This is a genomic window from Martinezella dioscoreae (assembly GCF_009176305.1).
Taxonomy (GTDB): domain Bacteria; phylum Pseudomonadota; class Alphaproteobacteria; order Rhizobiales; family Rhizobiaceae; genus Rhizobium; species Rhizobium dioscoreae.
This window is the reverse complement of the sequence record NZ_BLAJ01000005.1, coordinates 109,770-131,005: the sequence shown is the minus strand read 5'-3', so window position 1 is coordinate 131,005 and position 21,236 is coordinate 109,770. Positions and strand designations below refer to the sequence as shown.

At 58.9% G+C, this 21,236-nt stretch carries 19 protein-coding genes; 18 read left to right on the top strand and 1 reads right to left on the bottom strand.

Features of this window, described 5'->3' with window-relative positions; genetic code table 11:
* Window positions 1-77: 77 nt before the first annotated feature.
* The 18 genes from GDN47_RS21415 (at window position 78) to lpxB (ending at window position 19,808) form a co-directional block, all read left to right on the top strand.
* The gene (locus GDN47_RS21415; RefSeq protein ID WP_113333708.1) at window positions 78-905 is read left to right on the top strand and encodes a cell envelope integrity EipB family protein; all 828 of its coding nucleotides are present in this window, start codon (window positions 78-80) and stop codon (window positions 903-905) included.
* Window positions 906-1,108: 203 nt separating this feature from the next.
* Window positions 1,109-2,188, top strand: a complete 1,080-nt coding sequence (locus tag GDN47_RS21410) for a toxic anion resistance protein (RefSeq protein ID WP_152094209.1) — start codon at window positions 1,109-1,111, stop codon at window positions 2,186-2,188.
* Window positions 2,189-2,192: 4 nt separating this feature from the next.
* Window positions 2,193-3,767 (top strand): substrate-binding domain-containing protein, encoded by a 1,575-nt coding sequence (locus GDN47_RS21405; protein ID WP_152094208.1) that lies wholly within the window; start codon window positions 2,193-2,195, stop codon window positions 3,765-3,767.
* Window positions 3,768-3,876: 109 nt separating this feature from the next.
* The gene (locus GDN47_RS21400) at window positions 3,877-4,494 is read left to right on the top strand and encodes a 5-bromo-4-chloroindolyl phosphate hydrolysis family protein (protein ID WP_152094207.1); all 618 of its coding nucleotides are present in this window, start codon (window positions 3,877-3,879) and stop codon (window positions 4,492-4,494) included.
* The gene (locus GDN47_RS21395; RefSeq protein ID WP_113389600.1) at window positions 4,494-5,600 is read left to right on the top strand and encodes a substrate-binding domain-containing protein; all 1,107 of its coding nucleotides are present in this window, start codon (window positions 4,494-4,496) and stop codon (window positions 5,598-5,600) included. Before GDN47_RS21400 ends, GDN47_RS21395 begins: the two co-directional genes overlap by 1 nt.
* A 189-nt stretch (window positions 5,601-5,789) precedes the next feature.
* Window positions 5,790-6,557 (top strand): 30S ribosomal protein S2, encoded by a 768-nt coding sequence (rpsB, locus tag GDN47_RS21390; protein ID WP_047633284.1) that lies wholly within the window; start codon window positions 5,790-5,792, stop codon window positions 6,555-6,557.
* Window positions 6,558-6,829: 272 nt separating this feature from the next.
* The gene (gene tsf, locus GDN47_RS21385) at window positions 6,830-7,756 is read left to right on the top strand and encodes a translation elongation factor Ts (protein WP_069612087.1); all 927 of its coding nucleotides are present in this window, start codon (window positions 6,830-6,832) and stop codon (window positions 7,754-7,756) included.
* Window positions 7,757-7,994: 238 nt separating this feature from the next.
* A complete protein-coding gene (pyrH, locus tag GDN47_RS21380; protein ID WP_113333713.1) occupies window positions 7,995-8,714 on the top strand; it encodes a UMP kinase in 720 nt (239 codons plus the stop codon).
* A gap of 56 nt (window positions 8,715-8,770) precedes the next feature.
* Entirely contained in the window at window positions 8,771-9,331 is a 561-nt protein-coding gene (gene frr / locus GDN47_RS21375) for a ribosome recycling factor (RefSeq protein ID WP_095434804.1), read from the top strand.
* 67 nt (window positions 9,332-9,398) lie between these two features.
* A complete protein-coding gene (locus GDN47_RS21370; protein WP_267904831.1) occupies window positions 9,399-10,187 on the top strand; it encodes an isoprenyl transferase in 789 nt (262 codons plus the stop codon).
* Window positions 10,187-11,020, top strand: a complete 834-nt coding sequence (locus tag GDN47_RS21365; RefSeq protein WP_113352593.1) for a phosphatidate cytidylyltransferase — start codon at window positions 10,187-10,189, stop codon at window positions 11,018-11,020. Before GDN47_RS21370 ends, GDN47_RS21365 begins: the two co-directional genes overlap by 1 nt.
* 125 nt (window positions 11,021-11,145) lie before the next feature.
* A complete protein-coding gene (rseP, locus tag GDN47_RS32760) occupies window positions 11,146-12,819 on the top strand; it encodes an RIP metalloprotease RseP (protein WP_113333715.1) in 1,674 nt (557 codons plus the stop codon).
* Window positions 12,820-13,016: 197 nt separating this feature from the next.
* On the top strand, window positions 13,017-15,350 hold the full coding sequence (bamA, locus tag GDN47_RS21355; RefSeq protein WP_113333716.1) for an outer membrane protein assembly factor BamA: 2,334 nt from the start codon (window positions 13,017-13,019) through the stop codon (window positions 15,348-15,350).
* Window positions 15,351-15,401: 51 nt separating this feature from the next.
* The gene (gene lpxD, locus GDN47_RS21350; protein ID WP_152094206.1) at window positions 15,402-16,469 is read left to right on the top strand and encodes a UDP-3-O-(3-hydroxymyristoyl)glucosamine N-acyltransferase; all 1,068 of its coding nucleotides are present in this window, start codon (window positions 15,402-15,404) and stop codon (window positions 16,467-16,469) included.
* Window positions 16,462-16,935 (top strand): 3-hydroxyacyl-ACP dehydratase FabZ, encoded by a 474-nt coding sequence (fabZ, locus tag GDN47_RS21345; RefSeq protein WP_069612095.1) that lies wholly within the window; start codon window positions 16,462-16,464, stop codon window positions 16,933-16,935. The genes lpxD and fabZ overlap by 8 nt, the downstream gene beginning before the upstream one ends.
* A complete protein-coding gene (lpxA, locus tag GDN47_RS21340) occupies window positions 16,932-17,747 on the top strand; it encodes an acyl-ACP--UDP-N-acetylglucosamine O-acyltransferase (RefSeq protein ID WP_095434809.1) in 816 nt (271 codons plus the stop codon). The genes fabZ and lpxA overlap by 4 nt, the downstream gene beginning before the upstream one ends.
* Before the next feature lies 1 nt (window position 17,748).
* Window positions 17,749-18,630, top strand: a complete 882-nt coding sequence (locus tag GDN47_RS21335) for an LpxI family protein (RefSeq protein ID WP_152094205.1) — start codon at window positions 17,749-17,751, stop codon at window positions 18,628-18,630.
* Window positions 18,627-19,808, top strand: coding sequence for a lipid-A-disaccharide synthase (gene lpxB / locus GDN47_RS21330; protein WP_152094204.1), 1,182 nt, complete (start codon window positions 18,627-18,629; stop codon window positions 19,806-19,808). The genes GDN47_RS21335 and lpxB overlap by 4 nt, the downstream gene beginning before the upstream one ends.
* A gap of 27 nt (window positions 19,809-19,835) precedes the next feature.
* Here the strand turns inward: lpxB and gltA are convergent, their stop codons facing one another.
* A complete protein-coding gene (gene gltA, locus GDN47_RS21325; protein WP_015339806.1) occupies window positions 19,836-21,125 on the bottom strand; it encodes a citrate synthase in 1,290 nt (429 codons plus the stop codon).
* Window positions 21,126-21,236: the final 111 nt, after the last annotated feature.

The following is a 21,236-nucleotide window of genomic DNA, read 5'->3' as shown; positions in this document are numbered from 1 at the left end:
GTCACTTAGGATCGGCAGCCTCGTTCAGCCGAAAGCGTTCTTATAACATCGCGTGCGAGTCCAACAGGAGATAATGAATGTTCCGCTCGAGTCTTGCTGCTACCGTCGTTTCGGGCCTGAGCATTCTGTCACTGGGAACCTCGGCAGCCCATGCTGCCGGTCCGAGCGGGCTGATCGCGCATCGCGCCGTCTATGATCTTGAACTGAAGGATGCCTCCGATCGCTCCGGCATCTCCGGCATGGTCGGCCGCATGGTCTATGAGTTCGAAGGCTCCGATTGCACCGGATTCACCACCAATTTCCGCTTCGTGACGAAGATCGATACGGGGGACTCAACGCGCGTCAGCGACCAACAGACGACGACCTTCGAGGATCTCGGCAAGCGGCTGTTCCGCTTCGAGACCAAGTCCTATACTGACAGCCAGCTCGACAAGGATGTGCGCGGCGCCGCAAGCGACGACCAGAAGGGCATCAAGGTCGACCTCACCCAGCCGCAGAACAAGCAGGTCCAGATCATCGAGAGCCGTTTCCCGACGGAGCATATGCTCGACATTATCCACAATGCGAAGCTCGGCAAGAATTTCTTCGAGGCGCAAGTTTTCGACGGTTCCGACGATGGGGACAAGCCGCTGATCGCCACCACCGTCGTCGGCAAGGAACAGACGCCGGCGACCGATGATCCCGATGCCGACAAGGCTGGCGCCTTCTCCAAGACGCCTTTTTGGCCGGTGACCGTGGCTTATTTCAACGAAAAGTCCACCGGCGACGCCATGCCCGTCTACCGGATGTCCTTTAAACTCTACGAGAACGGCATCACGCGCGACCTCACCATGGATTATGGTGACTTCGTGCTGACCGGCAAGCTCACCAAGCTTGAAGTTCTCGGTACGAAGGCGTGCCAATAGACTCTCGTTCAACGTGCAAAACCTCTGTCATAAAACTGTGATCCAAGTTTCACTATTGTGTGAAACGATCGACACGCAGAAGTAAGTGCAGATTCCCTCTGCTTCGATCTGAAATTGTAGTGGGGCGCGCGGGGGCATCGTCTTGGGGCGATTGACAATTTTTGCGGTCGGCTCCCGAGTCTATGGACGAGAAAGCACGACCTATGAGCAATACCGGTATCTCCACGAGTTCCAATAACACGCTGCCGGTCGTCGCGGCCGATCCGGCGGAAATCGCCCGCATCGGCGACAGCATAGATCTGACCGACAGGGCCGGCATTTCCGTCTACGGCGACCGTGCCCAGCAGGCCGTTTCCGATTATTCCGATCGTATCCTGCGCGAGGTGCGCAACCGCGATCTCGGCGAAGTCGGCAAGTTGCTGACCGATATCATCGTCAAGTCGAAGAAGCTCGATCCTGCCTCGTTGAAGGACGAGGGCTTCCTATCGCGGATGTTTTCCTCGTTCAGGGCGAAGCTGGAGCGTTTCAAAGAGCAGTTCGAAGACGTAGCCGGCCAGATCGATCGCATCGGGCTCGAGCTTGACCGTCACAAGGATATTCTGCGCCGGGACATCGCCCTTCTGGACGATCTGCATGAAGAGACAAAGCAGTCCATCGTGCAGCTTGATGCCTATGTGCAGGCCGGCAAGGATTTCGCCGAGCGTTTTCGTGCGACCGAGCTTCCGCGCCTGAAAAGTTCCGCAGATGCGGCTTCGGCTAATCCTGGCGGCGGCATGCTGGAGGCGCAGGTCTATCAGGATAGCCTACAGGCCCTCGATCGTCTGGAAAAGCGGGTCTTCTATCTGCAGCAGGCACGCCAGCTCGGCATTCAGCAATTGCCGCAGATCCGTATCGTTCAGGCCGGTGACGAAACCCTGATCGAGAACCTGCAGGCGACGTCGGCACTGACCGTGCCGGCCTGGAAGCAGAAGATGGTGATCCTTCTGGGTCTGACCCAGCAGAAGTCCGCGCTCGAACTGCAGAAGACCGTCACCGACGCCACCAACGACATGATCCGCCAGGCATCGAAAATGATGAAGGACCAGGCGATTGCCATAGAACAGCAATCGCAGCGCGGTATCGTCGACATCGACACGCTTGCTGCCGCCAACCGCGATCTGATCGACACGATCGGTGGCGTCCTGAAGGTGCAGGAGGATGGCCGCGCCAAGCGGGCCGAGGCCGAGCAGCGAATGCAGAAAATGACCATTGAGCTCAAGAAGGCGATGATCGAGGCGCGGTGAACCCATGGCAATCCGCACTTTTGCTACCGCGCTGACGCTGGCAGGCACACTCCTGTTGAGCAGCTGCAATGTCGGCGGACAGGTCTCGAAATTCTCGATCATTTCCGGCTCTGAAAACACCGTCCTGCAGCCGATCGTCGAAGAGTTCTGCAAGGAGAAGAAGGCGACTTGCAGCTTCACCTATGAGGGTACGCTGGATATCGGTCTGGCACTCCAGAGCGAACAGGGCGTCGAACAGGATGCCGTCTGGCCGGCGTCGAGCGTCTGGGTCGATATGTTCGACACCAAGCGTCGCGTCAAGTCGCTGACATCGGTCGCACAGATGCCTGTTATTCTCGGCGTGCGCAAATCCAAAGCCGAGGCGCTCGGCTGGGTCGGCAAGCCGGTCTATATGAAGGACATACTGGCGGCAGTGAAAAGCGGTTCGCTGAAGTTTCTCATGACATCGGCCACGCAATCCAATTCCGGCGCCAGTGCCTATCTTGCCATGCTGTCGAGTGCGCTCGGCAACAAGCCGGTGATAGAGCCGGGCGATCTCGACAAGCCGGATGTCCAGAGCACGGTTCGCGCGCTGCTTGGCGGTGTGGAGCGTTCTTCGGGCTCGTCGGGCTGGCTTGCGGATCTCTATACGGACTCCGCCGGCAAGGATGTGCTTTACGACGCCATGTGGAATTACGAAGCGATCCTGAAGGAAACCAACGACAAGCTTGCCGGCATGGGCAGGGAGCCACTCTATGCCATCTACCCCGCCGATGGCGTCGTCGTCGCCGATTCGCCTATCGGCTTTGTCGATCATGGGCGAGGGCAGGAGGTCGAGACCTTCTTCAACCAGCTCGTCGACTATCTGCGTTCCGCGCCAGTGCAGAAACGCATTGCCGATACGGGTCGCCGCATCCCGCTCTCCGATATTGCCGCCAAGCCGGACCTGACATGGAATTTCGATCCGACCCGGATCGTGACGGCCATCCGCATGCCGGAGCCTGCCATGATCCGCCAGGCGCTTGATCTTTATCAGGTGGGGCTGCGCAAGCCTTCGCTGACGGCTCTCTGCCTCGATTTTTCGGGCTCGATGGCGGGCAAGGGCGAAGAACAGCTTCAGGCGGCCATGCAATTCCTGTTCAACCCGGAAGAAACAGGCAAGGTCCTGGCGCAATGGACGCCAGCCGATCGCATCATCGTCATTCCCTTTGACGCCAATGTGCGCACCACGATCGAGGCGACGGGGAGGCCCGATCAGCAAAAGATGTTGGTCGAAAGGGTCTCGCGTCAGCATGCGGGTGGAGGTACTGATATGTATGCCTGTGCGAGCAAGGCGCTCGACTGGATGAAGTCGACGCAAGAGCTGTCATCCTACTTGCCCGCGATCGTCATCATGACGGATGGAAAATCCGATGATGGGAATGGCTATTTCATGAGCCGCTGGGCATCTGTAAGCCCGCATGTGCCAGTGTTCGGCATCACCTTCGGCGATGCCGACAAGCGGCAGCTCGATGCCCTCGCGCAGGAGACCTCGGCGCGCGTCTTCGACGGCCGTGGTGATCTGGTCAGCGCATTCCGGGCGGTGCGCGGCTATAACTAGAGCATTTCTGTTCTGAACGGAGTCACAGAAATGCTCTATCTCTTTGTTTTCACGCAATTCCGGACGTAAAACCGCTTCGCACTTTTGCTGGAATTGCTCTAGGACGATAATGCGCAATTGGTTCGGCAATGACTGGAATTGGATCGTGGCGGGGCTTGCTGCCGCGATCGTCGTTCCCGTGCTCAGCTTTCTTGCCGGCATGCCGATATGGATTGCCGCCATCATCGGTCTTTTGGTCTTCGTCGGCCTGATTTTCATCCTTGCACCTAAGCGCATGTTCGAGGGGCTGGATGCGAAGGCGATCGGCAGGGGGCGTCTGGAGTTCGCCCGCGACCTGTTGAGCACGGCTGCTCCCGCGGCCGAAAGGCTGGAAGCATCGGCGAACCAGATCGGCAGCAAGGATGTGGCAAAACGGGTGCGGCATCTGGCGGAGATCGCCGCGGACGTCTTTGCGAAGGTGGAAGCCAATCCGGAAAGCGCCGGCACCGTCAGGCGGTTCCTCAGCTACTATCTGCCGCGGGCCGCGGAGGTGGCGGAGGGCTTTGCCGTCATCGAAGCGAAACGCCAGCCGGATGTTGCGCGCCTTCAGGAGGTCGGTCTCGTTCTGACCAAACTGGAAGATGCTTTCGTACACTATTCCGACAGCCTGATCGAAGACAGGCTCGATACGCTTGATACGGAGCTGCGCCTCATACAGGCCTCACTCAAAGAGGATATAGGACGCTGATGGCCATTTCTCGCCGCGCTTTTGGAGTAGGGCTTCTTGCCGCCGGGGTCGCAGGGACCGGAGGCTATTTCGCCGTCAAGGACAGGCCGGAGCTGCAAGGGCTGCTCGGCAACAGCACCAAGCTCTTCGGCTTCATCGGCGGCGAGAAGGAGGCATTCCTTGCCGATGCCGACGTGGTATCGGCACTGCACAGTCATGGCCTTGAGATCAACAGCCGCGTCGCAGGCTCCGTGGAAATGGTGCGGGAGCAGGCGCTTCTGTCGCAGAATCCCGCCTTCCTCTGGCCATCCTCGTCGATCATGGTCGATATCGCCCGGCAGAATAGCATTAAGATCCGCAACGACCGCGTCATCCTCAACACGCCCGTCGTCGTCTATTCCTGGCAGCCGGTCGTCGATGGATTGACCAAGGCGGGGCTCGTCAACACGACGCCGGAGGGGCAGCACCAGCTTGATCTCAAGGCGCTGCTGGATGCCGTGCTTGCCGGCACGAACTGGTCGAAGCTCGGTGTCAACTCGCTCTATGGCCAGGCCCGAATCGTGTCGACCGATCCGAATCGCTCCAATTCCGGCTTCATGTTTTCCGGCCTGGTACTGAGCCTCCTGAGCGGCAACGTCGCGAGTCCGGACGCTCTGGCGCAGTTCGGGGACAAGGCCCAGGCGATCTTCCGCAACATGGGTTTCAAGTCGTCTTCGTCGGGCAAGTTGTTCGAACAGTATCTCGCGGGCGGCATTGGCGGCGAACCGATGATCGTCGGCTATGAGAATCAGCTGGTGGAATGGATCATCGCCGATCCGCAGCGTTGGAAGAGGGTTCAGGCGAGCAACAGCGCCAAGCCCGTCGTGCTCTATCCGCATCCAACCGTCTATTCCGCGCATCCGTTGATCGCGATCGACGAACAGGTCGATCGCATGATCGAAGCTCTCGTCAGCCCGCGATTGCAGGAGCTCGCCTGGACCAGGCACGGTTTCCGCGGACCGCTCGGCACCGCGACCGGCGATGCCGACAATGCCATCGCCGGCCTGCTGCCGGCCGAGATCGATGCCGTATTGCCTATGCCGGATGCCAATGTCATGCTGGCGCTTCTTGATAAATTGGCCAGCTGAGGGCATGGCGAGATTGTTTTTTTGATCCAAAAGCCTTGCATTCCAAGCGAATCGAAGGTATGGGCACCCGCATTCCACACGTAAGGCATGGGATTGTCCGGGAGAAATCCGGATTTTTCCGCCCGGTGGCATTCTCGAAGAGGATGCTGTTCGCCTTGCGGAGGTTCAACCGGAAAAGGATACAAAGGCATGGCATTGCCCGATTTTTCTATGCGCCAGCTTCTCGAAGCAGGTGTTCACTTCGGCCACCAGACGCACCGCTGGAACCCGAAGATGAAGCCGTACATTTTCGGCGATCGTAACAACATCCACATCATCGACCTCGCCCAGACGGTTCCGATGCTGAGCCGCGCTCTGCAGGTTGTCAGCGACACCGTTGCCCGCGGCGGCCGCGTTCTGTTCGTCGGCACCAAGCGCCAGGCGTCCGAACTGATCGCCGACAGCGCGAAGCGTTCGGCTCAGTACTACGTCAACGCCCGCTGGCTCGGCGGCATGATGACTAACTGGAAGACGATCTCCAACTCGATCCAGCGCCTGCGCAAGCTCGACGAAATCCTCTCCGGCGAAGCCCAGGGCTTCACCAAGAAGGAGCGTCTGAACCTCGAGCGCGAGCGCGAAAAGCTCGACAAGGCCCTCGGCGGTATCAAGGACATGGGCGGCACGCCGGACCTGATGTTCATCATCGACACCAACAAGGAAAAGATCGCAATCGACGAAGCCAAGCGCCTCGGCATCCCGGTCGTCGCCATCATCGACTCGAACTGCGATCCGGACCTGATCGACTATCCGATCCCGGGCAACGACGACGCCTCGCGCGCCATCGCTCTTTACTGCGACCTGATCTCGCGCGCTGCCATCGACGGTATCGCTCGCCAGCAGAGCGCATCGGGCCGTGACCTCGGCGCTTCCGAAGAAGCTCCGGTCGAGCCGACCCTGGCGGACGGCACCGAAGCCTGATCGCGCCAAGTGGCGGGCAGAAGATTGCCCGCCCAAGCGCATTGATATCCGGGATAAGGCCGTTTGCGACTTCAAGAAGTTCGAGCGGCCTTATCGCGTTTTTGATAACGCCTCGCCTGGGCGGAAAATCCAGGCATGTTCCAATCAAGAATTCCACAGTATGACGCGGTTTCATAACGCTGTCATACTTACGGGTACATTTCGTCCCTCAAATCGGTGCCGCTTCGGCTCAAGCCGTTTGCCGCACCGTATGAACCGACAAGAGGAAGCTTATGACCGAGATTACGGCTGCACTGGTGAAAGAACTGCGCGAAAAGTCTGGCGCAGGCATGATGGACTGCAAGAAGGCGCTGACCGAGACGAACGGCGATATCGAAGCCGCGATCGACTGGCTGCGCGCCAAGGGCATCTCCAAGGCCGACAAGAAGTCCGGCCGCACCGCCGCTGAAGGCCTGATCGCCATTGCCGGCGCTGGTCACAAGGCCGTTGTTGTCGAGCTCAATTCCGAAACCGACTTCGTTGCCCGTAACGATGCCTTCCAGGACCTCGCTCGCGGCATTGCCGAAGTTGCGCTGTCCACCGACGGTACCGTTGAAGCCATTTCGGCTGCGACCTATCCCGCATCCGGCAAGCCGGTCGCCGACGCCATCAAGGACGCGATTGCTACCATCGGCGAGAACATGACGCTCCGTCGTGCCGCCAAGCTGGAAGTCGAGCATGGCGTTGTGGCGACCTACATCCATAACGCTGCTGGCGACGGTATCGGCAAGCTCGGCGTTCTGGTCGCCCTGAAGTCGGTCGGTGACAAGGCTGTTCTGACCTCGATCGGCCGCCAGATCGCCATGCACATCGCTGCTACGAACCCGCTGGCTATCCGCGCCGAAGAAGTCGACGCAGCCGTCGCCGAGCGCGAACGCAACGTCTTCATCGAACAGTCCCGCGAATCCGGCAAGCCGGAAGCCATCATCGAAAAGATGGTCGAAGGCCGTATGCGCAAGTTCTTCGAGGAAGTCGCTCTTCTCTCGCAGGCTTTCGTCATCAATCCGGACCTGACGGTCGGTGCTGCCCTCAAGGAAGCTGAAAAGACCGCCGGTGCCCCGATCGAAATCACCGGCATGGCCCGTCTGCTGCTCGGCGAAGGCGTCGAAAAGGAAGAAAGCGACTTCGCCGCAGAAGTTGCGGCTGTCGCCAAGGGCTGATCTGAGCATTTCCAGGAAAAGTGCGTAGCGGTTTTCCGTTCGGAATGCGTAAGGAAACAAAACGATAGGGCTTTTCCGCAATTTGAAGAAGTGCGGAAAAGCACGGTCGAAAAGGGACATATTCCGGTTTGGTGAAACCATATCAGGGAAAACGTATGGGCATCGCGTGACAACGCGGTGCCCTTCGTGTATCCGGCTTTCACAATCATTCCCCCGGTGATCACTTCAAGGAGCTACGATGTCCCAGCCGATCTACAAGCGCGTGTTGCTCAAGGCCTCTGGTGAAGCTCTGATGGGCAGCCAGGGTTTTGGTATCGATGTCACGGTCGCGGACCGGATTGCCGGTGATATCGCACAGGCGCGCGAAATGGGTGTTGAAGTCGGCGTCGTGGTTGGCGGCGGCAATATCTTCCGCGGGGTAGCCGTGGCCTCCAAGGGCGGCGACCGGGTGACCGGCGACCACATGGGCATGCTCGGCACGGTCATCAATGCGCTGGCGCTGGCGACCTCGCTGCGCAAGCTCAATATCGATACCGTCGTGCTCTCGGCCATCTCCATGCCGGAAATCTGCGAAAGCTTCTCGCAGCGCGCCACGCTCTACCATCTTTCGCTCGGCCGCGTGGTCATCTTCGCCGGTGGCACCGGCAATCCCTTCTTCACGACGGATTCCGCAGCCGCGCTGCGCGCCGCCGAAATGGGCGCTGAAGCGATCTTCAAGGGAACGCAGGTCGATGGCATCTATTCCGCCGATCCGAAGAAGTTCCCCGATGCAGAACGCTTCGATCATCTGACCCATAGTCAGGTGCTCGAAAAGGGACTGGCCGTCATGGACGTCGCCGCCGTGGCGCTTGCACGCGAAAATTCCATTCCGATCGTCGTCTTCTCCATACACGAGAAGGGCGGCTTTGCGGAAATCTTGACCGGCGGCGGCCGCAAGACCATCGTATCAGACAACTGACATTCCTGTGACGCCGGGTCAGCCCCGGTGTCGCCTCATTACAGGGGAGTATAGACATGAGTGAAGCCAGCGATCTCAAGGAACTGAAGCGCCGCATGGATGGCGCCATTGCGGCATTCAAGAGCGATATCGCATCACTGCGCACCGGGCGCGCATCCGCCAACATCCTCGATCCTGTGACGATCGAAGCCTACGGCTCGCGCATGCCGCTGAACCAGGTGGCCAATATCACCGTGCCGGAGCCGCGCATGCTGACTGTGTCGGTGTGGGACAAATCGATGGTCAGCGCTGTCGAGCGTGCCATCCGCGAATCCAATCTCGGTCTCAATCCGATCGTCGATGGCCAGAACCTGCGCATCCCGCTGCCGGAACTCAACGAAGAGCGTCGCCGTTCGCTGGTGAAGGTCGCGCATGAATACGCCGAAAAGGCGAAGGTGGCGATTCGCCACGTGCGCCGCGATGGCATGGATGGCCTCAAAAAGGCCGAAAAGGATGGCGTAATCGGTCAGGACGAGAGCCGCTCTCTCTCTGAACGTGTGCAGAAGATGACGGATGAGACGATTTCGGAAATCGACCGCTTGCTAGCCGACAAAGAAAAGGAAATCATGCACGTCTGATCGCATGCTGGGGAGTATCGCGCTTTCGATTTTCGCAATATTGAAAGCGGTGGCTGCGCCCTAGATTATGAGGCCAGAGCATCTTTCCGCCGAACGAAACCGGACCCATATGTCAGCTCCTACGTTCTCTGTCGTACCTGAACACGTTGCCATCATCATGGATGGCAACGGACGCTGGGCCAATGCGCGCGGTCTGCCGCGCACCATGGGCCACCGCAAGGGCGTGGAGGCGGTTCGGGAGACGGTGCGGGCTGCCGGCGATATCGGCATAAAATATCTGACGCTGTTCGCCTTCTCCTCGGAGAACTGGCGCCGGCCCGAGGCGGAGGTGAGCGATCTCCTCGGCCTCCTCAAGGCCTTCATCCGGAGGGACCTTGCCGAGCTTCATCGCCAGAATGTGCGCATCCGCGTCATCGGCGATCGCAGCGGCCTGCGCGGTGATATCCTGCCCTTGCTGATCGAGGCGGAGGAGACCACCAGGAACAACACGGCTCTGACTCTGGTCATCGCCTTCAATTACGGCTCGCGCGACGAAATCACACGTGCCTTTGCCGGCCTTGCAAAGGATGTCGAGGCCGGGCGGCTGCGCCCGCAGGATATCACTCCGGAGCTGGTCGATGCCCGTCTGGACACCGCCGGTATTCCTGATCCCGATCTCATCATCCGCACGAGCGGCGAGGAGCGGCTTTCGAATTTCCTGCTCTGGCAGGCCGCTTATTCGGAATTCATGTTCGTGCCGGATTATTGGCCCGATTTCAGCCGCGAGCTCTTCTTCTCCGCGCTGGAGAAATATGCTGCGCGCGACCGGCGTTTCGGCGGCCTTTCCGCCAAGCAGGCGGCGGCCGTGGGGTCCTGATGAGCCGCGAACTCAGGCTGCGCATTATTTCCGGCATCATTCTCGCTGCCATCGTTCTTGCTGCCACCTGGTATGGCGGCTCAGGCTTTCGTCTGCTGGCCGCCGTGATCGGTCTGCTCGTCTATTATGAATGGTCGACGATATCGGATCTGCATGGCCGCGATCCTCAGGGAAACGCGCTCGGCTGGCTTGGGCTCGTATTGATCGCCGGTGCGACGGCATTGAGCGAATCCGTCTACTCCATCGAGGTTCTGGCCGCCTTCGTTGCTGTTACCGCGATCATGGTCGCCATACGTGGAAAGAGCTGGTGGCTGCCGGGCGGCATATTCTATTCCGGATTGACGGCAATTGCCCTTGCCGAGATCCGTGATGACGATTTTCGCGGCTTCGTGCTGATGCTGTTCGTCTTTGCCACGGTATGGGCGACGGACATCTTTGCCTATTTCGTCGGCCGCGCTATCGGGGGGCCGAAGCTTGCGCCGAGCATATCGCCGGGCAAGACCTGGTCGGGCGCCATCGGCGGTGCTATCGCGGCCGTCATCGCGGGAACGGCGGTCGTGTGGAGCTTCTTTTCAGCCGAAGACCTGTGGATTCCTCTTCTTGCCCTGGTGCTTTCCGTCTGCAGTCAGATCGGTGACCTGTTCGAATCGTTCGTCAAGCGCAAGTTTGGTGTGAAAGACTCGAGCCATCTGATTCCCGGACATGGCGGCGTCATGGATCGGGTCGATGGACTAATTTTTGCTTGTTTTGCAGCGTTTTTGTTGGCTATCGTAATAACGCTGACAATGAGCGGCGAGACCTTTTCATTGGGCGGCGTTCTGCTCGGGGTCTGATACTGGAGCAATTCCAGGAAAAGTGCGCAGCGGTTTTCCGTCTGGAATTGCGAGAAAACAGAAAGATGGAATGGTTCGGAGCTTCCGTGAAAGCTGAACCGCTCTAACACGAACAGGATCGTTGCATGGGTAGCGCGGCTGGCTTCATCGGTTTCTTGACGAACAACGTCATCACATTTGTCTTTGTGCTGTCGTTGCTCGTTTTTGTGCACGAGATGGGCCACTATCTGGTCGGTCGTTGGTCGGGCATTCGCATCATGGCTTTTTCGATCGGCTTCGGGCCGGAGATTGCCGGATTTACCGATACACACGGTACGCGCTGGAAGCTCTCCCTCATTCCGCTCGGCGGTTATGTGCGATTCTTCGGCGACGAGGACGCCTCCAGCAAGACCGATGTGGATCAGCTCTCGGCGATGACGGAGGAGGAGCGCGCCCAATCCTTCGCCGGAGCCAGGCTCTGGAAGCGGGCTGCAACCGTTGCGGCCGGACCGATCGCCAATTTCCTGCTCGCCATTGTAATCTTCGCAGTCCTTTTCAGCGTTTACGGCCGCACGGTTGCCGATCCGGTCGTGGCCATGGTGACGCGCGACGGTGCTGCCGCGGAGGCTGGCATCGAGCCAGGCGACCGCCTGATCGCCGTCGATGGCAACAAGGTGACGACTTTCGATGAAGTGCAGCGCTATGTCGGCCTGCGCCCGGGCCGCACTATCGTACTGACCGTCGACCGCGACGGCCAGAATCGCGATTTCCGGATCGTTCCGAAACTGGTCGAGGACACCGATCAGTTCGGCAACAAGATGGAAATGGGTCGTATCGGTATCGCGCTCGTCGATCCGGTGGTGACTGCGGTGGAACCGGCCGGACCGGCGGCAAAGGCCGGTGTGCAGGCAGGAGACCGTCTGATTGCTGTCGATGGCAATAATGCCGCTACTTATTACGATATCGGCCGTCATATCGCCGAGCGCCCCGGCAAGAGCATCGTGCTGACTATCCAGCGCGATGGCGTGATCCGCGATTTGCCGATCGTGACCGCAACATTGACGGATACGGACGCATCCGGAAACAAGAAGGATGTCGGCAGCATCGGCATCGCCCCGATCGATCCGTTGATCGCGTCGATTGGGGCTGACAGTCCGGCTCAGACGGCGGGCTTGGAACTTGGTGACCGCATTCTTTCTGTGGATGGACGGGAGATCGGCTCTATCGGCGAAGTGCAGCGTTATGCGGCTGCCCATGCCGACAAGCCCATGGCACTGTCGATCGAGCGTAATGGCCAGACCCGTGACGTATCGGTGACGCCGAGAAAGTCGGAGGAGACCGATGTCTTCGGCGCACGGACGGAGATTGCCACGATCGGCATCAGCGATGGTCAGAAGCCGATCAGGCTGCGTTACGAGGCTTATGGGCCGCTGCAGGCGCTTACCGAAGGTGTGAAGCAGACTGGCAGTATCGTTTCCGGCACTTTCGAATATCTCGGCAACGTCATCGGCGGATATATGAAGGCCGATCAGCTCGGCGGGCCGATCCGGGTTGCACAACTCTCCGGGCAAATGGCAACTCTGGGTTTTGCCGCGGTGCTCCAATTCGCCGCCATACTTTCTGTTTCAATAGGGTTATTAAATTTGATGCCCGTCCCGGTACTTGATGGCGGCCATCTGATGTTCTATGCGATTGAAGCCGTAAGGGGAAAACCTCTGGGTGCACGAGCGCAGGATATCGCTTTCCGGATTGGATTTGCGATGGTGCTATCACTCATGGTGTTTGCAACCTGGAACGATATTAGTTCCAGAATAGGCTAGTGGGGCGACGAGAGGAAAATTACGATTTATTTACGATGTTTCAAAGCCGTAGTGGCGAATGAGCCACGCTTTGAAATGAAGTAAACAGAAATTAACGTGCTCCCTTGCTTGTATGTCAAAAGCGGGTAAAACGACACACGTGGCCGGAATCGGGTTCGCTCGGGGCTGGGGACGATTGAAAAAAGGTAAGAAGTGAAATGAAGGCTGGTTCAAAATTTTTGAACGCAGTGTCGGCGGTAGCGCTGTCTGCAGGTGTTGTTGCGTCGGGCGCTGGTGTGATCACCCTTGCCTCTGCTTCTGTCGCTGAAGCAGCTGTTATTCAGCGGGTTGACGTTCGCGGTGCTGGACGCGTCGGCGAGACAGCCGTTCGCGATAATATCACGATCAAGCCCGGCAAGAGCTTCTCCGCCAGTGACATTGATGCTTCGGTGAAGCAGCTCTATGCCACCGGATATTTCTCTGATGTCCACATTACCGTTTCGGGTAGCACGCTGGTTGTATCGGTCAGCGAAAACAAGCTCATCAACGCCGTAGTCTTCAACGGCAACCGAAAGATCAAGGACGACAAGCTTCAGGGTATCGTCCAGACGCACGCTGCCGGCCCGTATAACGAGGCGACCGTTCAGGCTGACGTCAAGACCATCAAGGATGCCTATGCATCCATCGGTCGTAACGATGTGCAGGTGACGACGCAGACCGCCGAGGTCGCGCCAGGTCGTCTGAACGTGGCTTTCGTCATCAACGAGGGCGAGCGTACCAAGATCGACAAAATCAATTTCTCGGGCAACCAGGCCTATGGCAGCGGTCGCCTTGCTTCGGTCATCGGCACGAAAAAGAGCAACTTCCTGTCGTTCCTGACGCGCAAGGACGTCTACAGCCCCGAACGTCTGCAGGCCGACCAGGATCAGCTGCGTCAGTTCTACTACAATCACGGTTATGCCGACTTCCGTGTCGTCAGTGCCGATGCGACGCTGAACGAGCAGAGCAACGAATACACGCTGAATTTCAACGTCGACGAAGGTCCGCGTTATACTTACGGCGATATCAACGTCATCTCGACCGTCGAAGGTATCAATGCCGACGAGCTGAAAGGCCTTGTCATCACCCACAAGGGCGATGTCTACAGCGCCAAGGATATCCAGACTTCGATCGAGAACATTTCCAAGCGCGTCGCGGCTGCCGGCTATCCGTTCGCCCGCATCACGCCGCGCGGTAACCGCGATCTGTCCGGCCACACCATCGGCATCGAATATCTGGTCGACCAGGGCGAGCGCGCCTATGTCGAGCGTATCGAAATCCGTGGCAACACCCGCACGCGTGACTACGTCATCCGCCGCGAGTTCGACCTGAACGAAGGCGATGCCTTCAACCAGGAAATGATCACGCGTGCGAAGCGTCGCCTCGACGCGCTCGGCTATTTCACCAAGGTCGATATCTCGACGGCTCAGGGCAGTGCTCCGGACCGCGTCGTCGTCATCGTCAACGTCGAAGACCAGCCGACGGGCTCCTTCGGTATCGGCGCCGGTTACGCCGTTGGCAACAATGGCGGCTTGCTTCTGGAAGCTTCAGTTGAAGAAAAGAACTTCCTCGGTCGCGGTCAGTATATCCGCCTCGCCGCAGGTGCCGGTACGGAAGGTAATCGTACCTACAACATCTCGTTCACTGAGCCTTATTTCCTCGGTTATCGTCTGGCTGCCGGTTTCGATATCTTCAAGAACCAGACGTCGAGCGACGATTACTACGACTATTCGGAAGAAGGCTTCTCGCTGCGCGTCACCGCGCCGATTACCGAGAACCTGGCAACGACACTGCGCTACAACTACAAGCGCTTGACTTACGACGGCACGAACGATTGGCAGAACAACCTTTCGGCTCCGTATCTCAACCTTGTTGAGAACGGTCCGTGGGTACAGTCGACGGTTTCGCAGACCTTCACCTACAACACACTTGATGATCAGAACCTTCCGCGTGAAGGCATCATCGCCAAGTTCACGCATGAATTTGCGGGCCTCGGCGGCGATTCTGACTTCTACAAGTTGAGCGGTAAGGCTCGTTACTACCAGATGATCAGCGACGAAGCCGATATCATCGGCTCGCTGACGGTGGGTGCCGGCTACGTGATGCCGACGAATGGCAAGCTGAACGTCTTCGATCAGTTTACGCTCGGCGGCCGTGAAATCCGCGGCTTCGAGAATGCTGGTATCGGTCCGCGTTCGTCGCATGGCGATCCGCTCGGTGGTACGACCTACTTCACCGCTTCGGCTGAAGCGAGCATGCCGATGCCGGGCGTTCCCCAGGATATCGGCCTGCGTATCGCAGCCTTCGCTGATGCAGGCACGCTCTACGGCAACAAGGCGAATCTCTTTGGCGATACGCTTCATAACGACAGCTCGATCCGTGCATCGCTCGGTGCCGGTCTGATCTGGTCGTCGCCGTTCGGTGTCATCCGTGTTGACTACGCCGTGCCGGTCTTGAAGGAAGATTACGACAAGACCGAGAATTTCCGGTTTGGCATCGCCAACCAGTTCTGATATCGGCAGTCCAGAACTGCGGGCTTGAACACCGTTCTGGAGCTGGTGCTTATGGAACATACTGGTTTTTTCCCGCCCCATGGTGGCGTCAGCTTGAAACAACTGGCTGAGCATCTTGGGGCGGAACTGGCTGATACGGCCTCTTCCGAGGTCGTCATCAGATCTATCGCTCCCGTCTATCGGGCAGGCGAGGGTGACGTTTGTTATATCCTTTCCCGAAAGAATCGCGCCGAGCTGGAGACTTGCAAGGCTTCAGCCATCATTTGCCTTCCGGCACTGAAGTCTTTCGTTCCCGATCACATCCCGGTCCTTCTGTCGAAGAAGCCGCATACGGATTTCGCCATTGCCGGTGCGCTGCTGCATCCTCAAGCCATGCGGCCGGTTACGTTCACGGCGAATCCGCTCGTGATTTCCCCCGCTGCGACCATCGATGCGACCGCTAAGCTGGAGGCCAATATCGGCATCGAGCCCGGTGCGATCGTCGGCCCTGGTGCGGAGATCGGCGAGGGGACCTATATCGGGCCTAACGCCCTCATCGGGCCGGGTGTCAAGATCGGGCGCAATTGCAGTATCGGCGGCGGAGCGAGCGTGCTCTGTGCCTATATCGGCAATGGCGTCATCATCCACAATGGCACGCGCATCGGCCAGGACGGTTTTGGCTATGCGCCGGGACCGCGCGGCATGGTCAAGATCGTGCAGATCGGCCGCGTCATCATCCAGGACAATGTCGAGATTGGCGCCAATACAACGATCGATCGCGGCACCATGGATGATACCGTGATCGGCGAAGGTACGAAGATCGACAATCAGGTCCAGATCGGACATAACGTCCGCATCGGTCGCCACTGTGCTATCGTCAGCCAGGTCGGCATTGCCGGCAGCACGGTGATCGGCGATGGCGTGCAGATCGGCGGGCAGGCGGGCCTCAACGGGCATATCCACATTGGCGACGGCGTGCAGATCGGTGCCAAGAGCGGCGTGATGAACAGCATCCCGGCGGGCGAGCGCTATGCGGGTCTTCCTGCGCGGCCGCTATGGGATTTTCTAAGGGAATCGGCGGAGATCGCGAAGCGGTCAGGAGCCAGAGACAAGAAAGACGGGAGTGCGGAGCATGACTGAGGAAGCCAAGACGTCGCTGTCGTCGGCTGACATCATTGAAATTATGAAGCTTTTGCCGCATCGCTACCCCTTCTTGATGGTCGACAAGATCATCGAGATCGATAGCGATAATTCCGCGATCGGCATCAAGAACGTGACGGCGAACGAGCCGCAATTTACCGGACATTTCCCGGAATCGCCGATCATGCCGGGCGTGTTGCTCATCGAGGGAATGGCGCAAACGGCCGGTGCGATCTGCGCCCGCAAGGACGGCATCGGCGGTAACCTCGTTTACTTCATGACGATCGACAACGCCCGCTTCCGCAGGCCGGTCGTTCCGGGCGACCGTGTCGAATTCCACGTCGTCAAGCAGAAGCAGCGTGGGACCATCTGGAAGTTCCATTGCGATGCCAAGGTTGACGGTTCGCTGGTCGCCGAGGCCGATATCGGTGCGATGATCGTACGGAAGGATCAGGAACAGGCATGAGCAGCATCGCAAAGAGCGCCCGCATCCATAAGCTGGCGGTTGTCGAAGACGGCGCGGTCATCGGCGAGAATGTTGTTGTCGGCCCGTTCTGCTATGTCGGTCCCAAGGTTGTGTTGCATGACGATATTCAGTTGCTCAATAATGCCGTTGTGACCGGTCGTACGACAATCGGCAAGGGAACGAAGATCTTTCCGATGGCTGTTGTCGGTGGCGATCCGCAGAGCGTCCATCATCACGGCGAGGAAACGACGCTTGATGTCGGCGAGAACTGCACGATCCGCGAAGGCGTGACGATCAATACCGGTACGGCCGATTACGGCGGCAGGACGATTGTCGGCAACAACAACCTGTTCCTTGCCAACTCGCATGTCGCTCACGACTGCCGCGTCGGAAACAATGTCATCATGTCGAATAACGTCATGTTGGCCGGACATGTCACCATCGAAGATCGCGCCATTCTTGGCGGCGGCTGCGCGGTGCACCAGTTCACCCGTATCGGCCGCCAGGCCTTCATTGGTGGTCTTACGGCTGCGAGCTATGATGTCATTCCCTATGGCATGCTGAACGGAAATCCGGGCGTGCTCTCCGGGCTGAATGTCGTCGGCATGACGCGCGCGGGCATAGATCGCGCTGTCATTCATCGGGTTCGACGGGCTTACAAGAGCATCTTTGAGGCCGAAGGTTCGGTTCGCGATAATGCAGCCTCCATCCGTGATGAATATGCGGACTGCAAGGAAGCGATGGAGATTCTCGATTTCATCGCTGCCGATAGCGATCGCGCACTATCGTCGCCCAATCGCGGCAAGGCCTGAGGTGGTTTCGACCGGCCAAAACGAAAAAGGCAGGCTGGCGATCATCGCGGGGAGCGGCCTTTTGCCGGTTTATGTCGCTGACGCCGCCCGGCAGGCCGGTGAAAACCCCGTCATCATCGCTTTGACTGACGAGGCGGACCGCGATTGGTCCACCTTCGATCATGCCAATCTCGGTGTCGGCAATTTTGCCGGTCTCGAAGCAATGTTCCGCCGACATGGCGTCGATCGCGTCGTCATGTCGGGCGGCGTGGCGCGGCGCCCCTCCTGGCGGCAGGTGCATCCGACCTGGCGCGTCATTAGGGAATTGCCCTCGACCATCCGCACTCTTCTTTCGGGCGGTGACAATGCCGTCCTGCAGATGGTCATTCGCCTGATCGAAGCCGGTGGCGTTCGCGTCGTTGGCGCGCATGAAATCGCGCCCGACCTTTTGGCGACGACCGGGCCGCTTGGAAAATTCTCGCCAGCGGAAGAGGATCTGCACGATATTGCACAGGGTGCGAAGGCGGCCGATGCGCTGGGATTTCTGGATGTGGGGCAGGGCGCGGTCAGCGTCGGCGGCCGTGTCGTTGCGCTTGAAGGTGCCGAAGGCACGGACAAGATGATCGAGCGGGTTGCCGAGCTGCGCGCGGCTGGGCGCATTTCAACCCGTCGGCGCGGCGTGCTCGTCAAGCTCTGCAAGCCGCAGCAGGATATCCGGGCCGACTTGCCGTCCATCGGCGTCTCCACGATGTTGAATGCCAAGAAGGCAGGGTTGGCTGGTGTCGCCGTCGAAGCTGGCCGAGCTTTGATTCTCGATCGCCAGGCTGTGATCGCCGCTGCCGATGAGGCCGGCATTTTCGTCTGCGGCATCGATCGTGGCCTGAGCGCGGAGGGCTTCATGTGAGCAGCGCGCCCTTGAAGCTTGCCGTTGTTGCCGGTGAAGTCTCCGGCGATCTGCTGGGCGGCGATCTCGTCGCGGCCCTGAAGCGACGCCATGATGGTCCGGTCGAGCTGGTGGGGGTCGGCGGCGAGGCGCTGGAGGCGCAGGGGCTGCGCTCGCTCTTCGATTATTCCGAACTCTCGATCATGGGTTTCATTCAGGTTATCAAGCGATTGCCGAAGCTGCTGGCCCGCATCCGGCAGACGGCGGATGCGATTATTGCTGCAAAGCCGGACGTGCTTGTGATCATCGACAGCCCCGATTTCACGCATCGCGTTGCCAAGCGGGTGCGCAAGGCTTTGCCCGATCTGCCAGTTATCGATTACGTCTGCCCCAGCGTATGGGCGTGGAAGGAATATCGCGCGCAGCAGATGCTCGCCTATGTCGACCATGTGCTGGCCGTCTTGCCGTTCGAGCCTGCTGCCATGAAGCGCCTGGGCGGTCCCGCAACCACTTATGTCGGCCACCGCTTGACGGTCGATGCCAATCTTGTGGAGACACGACGTCAGCGCGCCTTGCGCAGTCTGGCCGGCGCCGATGTGGTGAAGACGATCCTGCTTTTGCCTGGATCGCGTGCATCGGAGATCCGGCAACTCCTTCCGGTTTTTGAGCGGGCTACCGAAGAACTTAGCCGGAGAAATGATAGTGTTTGTTTTCTGCTACCGACCGTGCCGCGGCAGGAGGCGGTGGTTCGCTCTTTGACCGCCAATTGGCAGGTCAAGCCGGATATACTCGTCGGCCAGGATGCCAAATGGAGTGCCTTTGCTAAGGCGGATGCCGCTATGGCAGCCTCCGGAACCGTAATCCTGGAGCTGGGGCTTGCGGGCGTTCCGGTCGTCTCGACCTATAAGACGGAATGGCTGGCGAAATTCGTGCTGTCGCGCATCAAGATCTGGACGGCCGCCTTGCCGAACCTCATCGCCGACTATGCTGTACTGCCTGAGCTCATCAACGATGTTCTGCGGCCGGGCATGCTGGCTCGTTATATGGAGCGCCTGTCGAGCGATACGCCGGAGCGTGCGGCGATGCTTGCTGGCTACGATCTGGTCTGGGAACGGATGCAGACGGAGGAGCCGCCTGGCGACAAGGCTGCGCAGATTGTTCTGGACGTTCTAGCCCATAAAAAAACCGGTCATCTCTGACCGGTTTTTTTGTTTCAATACCGAAGCTTAGCGCTTGGAAACAGGTACATATTCGCGCAGCGGAGCGCCGGTGTAGAGCTGGCGCGGACGGCCGATGCGCTGATGCGGATCCTCGATCATTTCGTTCCACTGTGCGATCCAGCCGACGGTGCGGGCAAGAGCAAAAAGAACGGTGAACATGGTCGTGGGGAAGCCGAGAGCCTTCAGCGTGATGCCGGAATAGAAATCGACGTTCGGATACAGCTTCTTCTCGATGAAATATTCATCGGTCAGAGCGATACGCTCCAGTTCGATCGCGATGTCGAGCAGCGGATCGTCCTTGATGCCGAGCTCGCCGAGAACCTCGTGCGCCGTCTTCTGCATGATCTTGGCGCGCGGGTCGTAGTTCTTGTAGACGCGGTGGCCGAAACCCATCAGGCGGAACGGGTCGTTCTTGTCCTTGGCGCGGGCGATGAATTCCGGAATGCGGTCGACCGTGCCGATTTCGTTCAGCATGTTCAGCGCAGCTTCGTTGGCGCCGCCGTGAGCCGGTCCCCAGAGGCAGGCAATGCCTGCAGCAATACAGGCAAACGGATTGGCGCCGGAAGAGCCTGCCAGACGAACCGTCGACGTCGAAGCGTTCTGCTCGTGATCGGCATGCAGGATAAAGATGCGGTCCATGGCGCGGGCAAGCACCGGATTGACGACGTATTCTTCGCACGGAACCGCAAAGCACATACGCAGGAAGTTTGACGCGTAGTCGAGGTCGTTCTTCGGGTAAACAAAGGGCTGGCCGATATGGTACTTGTACGCCATGGCGGCGAGCGTCGGCATCTTGGCGATCATGCGCAGGCTTGCGACCATGCGCTGGTGCGGATCCGTAATGTCGGTCGAGTCGTGATAAAAGGCGGAAAGCGCGCCAACGCAGCCGCACATGACGGCCATCGGATGTGCGTCGCGGCGGAAGCCGGTGAAGAAGCGCGACATCTGCTCGTGCACCATCGTATGGTGGGTCACGCGATAGTCGAAGTCCTTCTTCTGCGCTGCCGTCGGCAGTTCACCGTAGAGAAGGAGGTAGCAAACTTCGAGGAAATCGCCGTGTTCGGCCAGCTGATCGATCGGATAGCCGCGGTGCAGCAGAACGCCTTCGTCGCCATCGATGTAGGTAATGCTCGACTCGCACGACGCGGTGGAGGTGAAACCAGGATCGTAAGTGAAAGTGGAGGTGTTCTTATAAAGGGCACCAATATCAATGACACTCGGGCCGATGGTTCCGGTCTTGACCGGCAGGTCCACCGTCTTTTCACCCCAAGTTAGTTTCGCGCTTTGTTCCGTCATGCTGATCCTCCAAGATTTGGCGGGATTGACGCCATAAAAAGCGCCAAAAGGTTAAGCGACTACCGACTAGCTATATGATCCCGAGCCTAATGCCAAGTTATCCTAACGCTG